This window comes from Rhizobium sp. SEMIA 4085 (assembly GCF_013004495.1).
GTDB lineage: Bacteria > Pseudomonadota > Alphaproteobacteria > Rhizobiales > Rhizobiaceae > Rhizobium > Rhizobium gallicum.
Window position 1 is genome coordinate 1 of record NZ_JABEPH010000371.1, and the last position, 5,667, is coordinate 5,667.

Annotated in this window: 6 protein-coding genes and 1 pseudogene; 3 read left to right on the forward strand and 4 right to left on the reverse strand. The window is 60.2% G+C overall.

Translation table 11 applies throughout. The annotated features are described in order from the left end of the window. The first annotated feature begins 13 nt into the window (after positions 1 to 13). Positions 14 to 1,198, forward strand: coding sequence for a dihydropteroate synthase (locus C9413_RS26675; RefSeq protein ID WP_210263620.1), 1,185 nt, complete (start codon positions 14 to 16; stop codon positions 1,196 to 1,198). Beyond that, positions 1,195 to 1,758 carry a DUF447 domain-containing protein gene (locus tag C9413_RS26680; protein ID WP_040115776.1) on the forward strand — a complete coding sequence of 188 codons (564 nt, stop codon included), beginning with the start codon at positions 1,195 to 1,197 and terminating at the stop codon, positions 1,756 to 1,758. The genes C9413_RS26675 and C9413_RS26680 overlap by 4 nt, the downstream gene beginning before the upstream one ends. A gap of 34 nt (positions 1,759 to 1,792) precedes the next feature. Here the strand turns inward: C9413_RS26680 and C9413_RS26685 are convergent, their stop codons facing one another. Further along, on the reverse strand, positions 1,793 to 2,839 hold the full coding sequence (locus C9413_RS26685) for a hydantoinase/oxoprolinase family protein (protein WP_040116634.1): 1,047 nt from the start codon (positions 2,837 to 2,839) through the stop codon (positions 1,793 to 1,795). A 43-nt stretch (positions 2,840 to 2,882) separates the two neighbouring features. On the opposite strand from C9413_RS26685, the gene C9413_RS26690 reads away from it, so the two are divergent. After that, complete coding sequence (locus tag C9413_RS26690; protein WP_040115775.1) at positions 2,883 to 3,584, forward strand: HisA/HisF-related TIM barrel protein; 702 nt, start codon at positions 2,883 to 2,885, stop codon at positions 3,582 to 3,584. Positions 3,585 to 3,761: 177 nt separating this feature from the next. Here the strand turns inward: C9413_RS26690 and fae are convergent, their stop codons facing one another. The 3 genes and pseudogenes from fae to C9413_RS26705 form a co-directional block, all read right to left on the reverse strand. After that, positions 3,762 to 4,268: a formaldehyde-activating enzyme gene (gene fae / locus C9413_RS26695; RefSeq protein ID WP_040116633.1), complete on the reverse strand. Its 507-nt coding sequence runs from the start codon at positions 4,266 to 4,268 to the stop codon at positions 3,762 to 3,764. Between the two features lie 160 nt (positions 4,269 to 4,428). Continuing rightward, on the reverse strand, positions 4,429 to 5,292 hold the full coding sequence (locus C9413_RS26700) for a triphosphoribosyl-dephospho-CoA synthase (protein WP_040115774.1): 864 nt from the start codon (positions 5,290 to 5,292) through the stop codon (positions 4,429 to 4,431). Then, a pseudogene (locus C9413_RS26705) lies at positions 5,289 to 5,667 on the reverse strand (RimK family alpha-L-glutamate ligase); the annotation flags it as partial. The gene C9413_RS26700 and the pseudogene C9413_RS26705, both read right to left, overlap by 4 nt.

The window sequence follows — 5,667 nt, forward strand, 5'->3', positions numbered from 1 at the left end:
GTTCTGATGCCGCTTGGTACGGTTGAGCGGCGAGTTCGGCATCCCTTTCGTGCGCGGACCTGACGAGGTGGCGGATCTGCCTGTCTACCTTGGCCGGGCGGGAAAGCCGCCGGATCTGTCGCGCCACGAGATGCGCATTTTCGCCGAAATCGTCGACGCATCGACCCTGTCGCTGGAGGCGCTGCTAAAAAGAGCGCGTGCGCTCGCAAACGGCGGCGCCGATGTGATCGACCTGGGCTGCCTTCCAGATACGCCCTTTGCCCATCTGGAAGAAGCCATCGGGCGGATCAAGGCCGAGGGGCTTTGCGTCAGCGTGGACTCAGCGAACGCCGATGAACTGGAACTTGCCGCCCGCTCCGGCGTCGACTATCTTTTGAGCCTGAACGAAAAGACAATTGGAATTGCCGCCCGCCACAAGGTCAAACCGGTTCTCATTCCAGCCGTGCCGGGCGACCTTTTCTCTCTCGGCCGTGCCATCGAGGCGGCGCAGAACGCCGGGATATCCTTCATCGCCGATCCGGTTCTCGACCCAATCCATTTCGGCTTCGCCGCCTCGCTTGGACGCTTCATCGAGGCTCGCCGCCGCTGGCCGGACGTCGAGATGATGATGGGTACCGGCAACCTGACCGAGCTGACCGACGCCGACACGTCGGGAATAACAGCCATCCTCGCGGGCCTTTGCTCGGAGCTTTCCATCGCCAACGTGCTGGTCGTCAACGTCAGCCCGCATACCGTGCGCACGGTGGAGGAACACGACCGGGCGCGACGCATCATGTATGCCGCCAAGCACGATCATGCGCTGCCCCGCGGCTATGACGCAGCCCTCCTGCAAATACACGACCGCGCGCCCTTTGCGAGCTCCATTGCCGATATCGAGGCGCTTGCGCAAGACGTGCGCGACGCCAATTTTCGCATCATGACTGCTCCTGACGGCATCCATGTCTTCAGCAAAGCCGGCCACTGGAAGAGCGACAACGCCTTCGACCTCTTTCCTGTGCTTAATGTCGAACAGGATGGCGCGCACGCCTTTTATCTGGGAGCGGAATTGATGAAGGCGGAAATCGCCTGGAAGCTCGGCAAACGCTATTCGCAGGACGAGCCGCTTACCTGGGGCGTGGCGAGCCCGGGCGCAGGCGAAGACCGCACACGGCTTGCCGTGGCCGGGCACACGCTGCGCGCAAAGAAGGGCGGCCCATGAGCTTCATTCGCGAAACGATCGTAACGACGGTGAATGCCAAGGGCCGGGTGCATATCGCGCCCCTTGGTATCATCGCTCAGGATGACGGATGGATCATTGCACCGTTCCGCCCCTCCACAACCCTCGAAAATCTTACCGCCGTGCCGTTTGCCATTGCCAATTATACGGACGACATGCGGATTTTCGCGGGCTGTCTCACCGGACGGCGGGAATGGCCGCTGGTTGCGGTGCAAGATTGCCCTGTCCCGCGACTGGAGGCAGCGCTCAGTCATTCCGTTTTGCAGGTCGTTTCCGTCACGCAGGACGAGATCCGCCCCCGCTATTTCTGCCGGATCGTAGCTGAGGCCACGCATGCCCCGTTCACAGGCATGAACCGGGCCAAGGCAGCCGTTCTCGAACTGGCAATCCTGGTGAGCAGACTGCATATGCTGCCCAAGCAAAAGGTCGATTCCGAGATTGCATATCTGTCGATTGCAATCGACAAGACGGCCGGTGCTGACGAGCGGCAGGCCTGGGATTGGCTGATGGAGCGCGTGAATGTCGATTCGCGCGGAGACTGACGGGATCCGTCCGGCATTTCGTCCGTAGTGCGTTTTACGATTTCGACCACAGGAGCGCGACGGCAGCGGCCGGCGCGGCCTTGCTTGCCTGATCGCGGATCTCGTCCGATGCTGCTGGAACGAGCATGCCGAAGTCGACGTAGGGCCGCTCCAGGCGTTTGGCGAGCTGCATGATCTGCGGGCGACCGATCCCCGCGCCCACCACAGGTGCGCCCGGGCTTAGTGCGGCATTGCCGCAAACCCGGAACGCACCGTCGTGGATCATGCGCAATTGGTGCTCGCTGAACCAGCGGGCGACATCGATCCATTCGCCTTCGCTAAGATCGGTGCCGTCACGTCCGACCATGCGAGCGATGCGGCCGATCGATCCATGGCGCGACTTGGCTCTTCGGTCGGCGGCGGGGTATTGGTCATCGGCCTCGTCCAATGTTCCGAGAATGCGCCCGAGATCGGCGGTATTGGCAAAATACTCGTTCATCAGCGGCGTCATCGTGGCGCGCACCGGAACTCTTTCGGCAATGCCGATCAGCGCCGAGCGCGTAAAGCCCGTGTAGACGAGTTCGCCGGTCAACAGACGCTCCGCATCGGAATAGCCATTGTTGCAGAGGCGTCCGTTCTGAAACGCGAGGATGTCGGTGGTCGTCGAACCCATGTCGACGAAAAGACCTTCTCCTTTGATCGAGGCGCTCAACGCAGCCGTGGCATGCCAATTGGCCGAGGCGATATCGGGGCCGAGATCGTAGGCTTCTGAAAGATCGACGAAACCTGCACGGCCACCATAAACCTGCAGGTCGTCGCCGCCGAATTCCGCTTTGATGAAATCCAGGATATGGCGAACACCGGCATCTCGCGACGGGAAGCCATCCGACAGCTCTCCCGTCATCGTGAAGACATGGATGGGATTGCCTTGAAAAAGCGGGCGGAACTGATCCAGCGCATCGCGCACCTGATCGAGCCCGAGCCACATCGGCGCCTTGAGGGTCCTGGCATGGGTAATTTGTCCATTGTCGGTCCGCGCCATCTTCAAATGCGCACCACCGATGTCCCAGCCGATAACTGTTCGCTTTTCTTTTGCTACCATTCCGGCTTTCATGTGAGTGATCGTTTCTGCCGAGGTTTGACCATTGCTTATCATTCCCGTTCTCGACGTCAAAGACGGCCAGGTGGTACGCGCGCAGATGGGCATGCGCGATACCTATAGGCCCATCGAGACGCCGCTCAGCGCGACACCGGCGATCAGCAATGTCGCCGACGGCTTGCGCCGAATCCATCCGTTTTCGATCTTTTATGTCGCCGACCTCGATGCCATCGAGAGCGGTTCGAGCCATTGTTTAGCCGCCGGGCCTCTATCTCTTTTGCAGCCGAGGCCGGACGTCTGGCTCGATGCAGGGTTTCGAAGCGCAACGGACGTCGGGCAGGCGCTTGCCAACGCGCAGATCCTTGCCGTCCTGGGTTCCGAAAGCCAGGTCGGTATCGACGTTCTCAGCGCGTTCGGTGCGCATCAGAGACTGATCCTTTCCCTCGACTTTCGCGGTGATACCTTCCTCGGGCCGCCCGCCATCATGTCAACGCCTGACCTGTGGCCGAGACGAGTGATCGTGATGACACTCGACAAAGTGGGTGCGCGCTGCGGACCCGACTTCGATCGCCTGCGATCAATCAAGGACATCGCCGGAAACCGCGACATCATCGCCGCAGGCGGAATCCGCAACGTCAATGACCTGGAACGGCTGAGTGACATGGGCATTGCTGGTGCCTTGGTCGCAACATCGCTGCATAGCGGCGAACTTACAGGAACCGACGTCTCCGCCTTTAATGGGAGCTAGGGGAATTCAAGAGAAGAGGCGCTCTGCCTCTTCTCTCAATCGTGAAGCCGAAGCACTGCCATTTCAACCATTGGCGCTTGAAGATGGCGTAACGCTGAAGCCTAAAAGCTTCGACAACCGGCGCAACAGGCCGCCTGTTTCTACGGCGGGCTCGCCCTGTGCGGGGTTGTTTCGTGTCTAGGCGCTGAAAGGATGCTTGACGGTGTCGCGCTGAGCAGTTGCCTCCGCCGCGGTCGGCTTGCCGGTGACTGCGCGTTCAATCGCTTCCTTCGTTGCCCTGTAGTTATAATCCTGGATCTTGGCGTCGTCTTCTGCTTCCCAGTGGATGAAGACGCCGACGCAGATGAAGATGTCATCGGCTTCGTCGGCGGGAATGATGCCTTCGGCTACGCTGTCTTGGACTGCCTTTGCCACAGCATGCTGTGCCGGGCCGAACATCTGCACGGCTTGCTTGGCACCCTTGATCGTAACTTTGTTGAACAATATCGTATTCGGCTTGCAGGCCAGGTTCGGGGCGATGACCGCCAGAAGTGACGTAAACCCGTCCTTGTTGTTGGTGAGCGCATTGCAAAATGCCGTTTCCACGGCGCTTCCACGCGGTCCGATCAGAAGATCGATATGCGCGACTTCATTTCCCTCGCCAACGAGTGATTCACCAACCATTACCTTGCTAATCTTTGCCACGGCCAATTCCTCCCTTGTACCGTATGGTCAAAAAGTTTCGTCCAAAGAAGCCGTACCACACGAGACACGACGCTCGATGGACAGCTATCCTTGTTCGCAGCACCCTTGACTGGGTCGGTTGGCCAGATAGCAGCGAGTAAGATTTATTCGCCGGCCAAATTCAAACATCTAAGCTGCGATTATGCAAGCCGAACTTCATGTTACGGACAAAAAGCGTCGCAACCGTGAGATCGGCGGAGGTCCCGGGGTTGATATCCCTGTCCTTCAGCCGCCTGTCGAAGTCCAGCAGAATCTTTTCCCGGCTGGGCAAGCGCGTCTCATCCATCACCCGACGGCGTATCGTGTCGGCCTCTTTGGCAATTTCAACAGAGAGACCGGTCCCGTGTTTGCGCCCGATATGACTGTCGGGAAACGAGGACAGGAAGTAAAGAAAGACGAAGATTGTCGGCCACATGTCCTCTTCGCCGCGCGCGGCCGCTTCTCTCCACGCCGACAGGCCGCCGTTGAAGATGTCTTCAAAGCCGTTCGTATATTGTCGGGCGATCATGTCGCGGTCGGCTGCCATGGCCATGGCGTTGACGAGAGACACCGTCGGCTCGTCTCTAACGTCATGTTCTTCGGCGCTGCCGAGCCCTCCCGGATTCGTGAGGCGGATTGCGGCGAAGACGTCGCGGGCATCGCCCGCATTCATTTCATCCAATGTCTGCGTGAGGCCCTTGCGGAAATCCCAAGACGTGCTCTCGGCCGCCTTGGCAAGCGGCGCGCAAAGCAGGAGGATACCGAGATTGGTGTTCGTTCCCACGCTTTCGCGGGTGGCAGTTACCGCACGAAGAATACGCTGACCGACCGATGCAAGCGGATCGGTGACCGACAGCGAGCTGACGGCCGCACTTTGGAGGAATTGATCCGCCGTCATCCGGTGGCCGTCTGCGAAGCGGTGCACATTGCCCGGCTTCAAGGCATCGATCTCGGCGCGGCAGGCGTCCAGGTAGGCTGCCATGATCTCTTGCCGCGTCAGCGTCATGCTGCGGGCCTTTCCTTTACGTCCGGACTGAGAAGGGCGACCATTGCCTGAGCGATGCAATCGGCGACGCGGACGGGGACAACGGATTGCAAGCCGGTCCAGGCCGGCATGCTGTTGACTTCCAGTACGAGAAGATTGCCTTCGCATCCCTGTACGATATCGATGCCCGCAAAGTCGGTTCCAACGGCGGCGGCGGCGGCAAGCGCAAGTTCGGCAAGCTTCGGGCGCAGCGGCCCGACGACCGGCTCGGCCTTCGCGCCGCGGGCGATATTGGTGATCCAGCCGTCGGCGCAACGACCCATCATGCCGAGAATTTCACCATTGCTGACGAATATCCGGTAATCCCGATAGGGCGGCGCGGCCCGCAGGAGCAGG